The organism is Avibacterium volantium, assembly GCF_049366555.1.
GTDB classification, from domain to species: domain Bacteria; phylum Pseudomonadota; class Gammaproteobacteria; order Enterobacterales; family Pasteurellaceae; genus Avibacterium; species Avibacterium volantium_A.
This window is the reverse complement of record NZ_JBMMGT010000073.1, coordinates 1-396: the sequence shown is the minus strand read 5'-3', so window position 1 is coordinate 396 and position 396 is coordinate 1. Positions and strand designations below refer to the sequence as shown.

General features: G+C 44.4%; 2 tRNA genes. Both read left to right on the top strand.

Features of this window, described 5'->3' with window-relative positions:
- Positions 1 to 22 precede the first annotated feature (22 nt).
- Positions 23 to 99: transfer RNA gene (locus tag ACLS0A_RS11045), tRNA-Ile, on the top strand.
- Between the two features lie 23 nt (positions 100 to 122).
- A tRNA-Ala gene (locus ACLS0A_RS11040) sits at positions 123 to 198 on the top strand.
- Positions 199 to 396 lie beyond the last annotated feature (198 nt).

The following is a 396-nucleotide window of genomic DNA, read 5'->3' as shown; positions in this document are numbered from 1 at the left end:
GAAGAATAACCCGAATCCTTGAGGGTCTGTAGCTCAGGTGGTTAGAGCGCACCCCTGATAAGGGTGAGGTCGGTGGTTCAAGTCCACTCAGACCCACCACTCAAGTGATGCGGAGAATGATTGGGGATATAGCTCAGCTGGGAGAGCGCCTGCCTTGCACGCAGGAGGTCAGCGGTTCGATCCCGCTTATCTCCACCAAATCATTAGTAAGTTCTTTTAAATTAATCCCCTTAAACATATAAGCCTAGTTTAGGGAAGAGAGTGAAAGGGAAGTAGAAAGAATTTAGTAATGATAAGACGCAAAGCGTCATATCTAATTTGCTCTTTAACAATATAAAAACAAGCTGAAAACTGAAGAGACTTTCAAGCTGATGAGGGATGGTAATCGTGATAGAG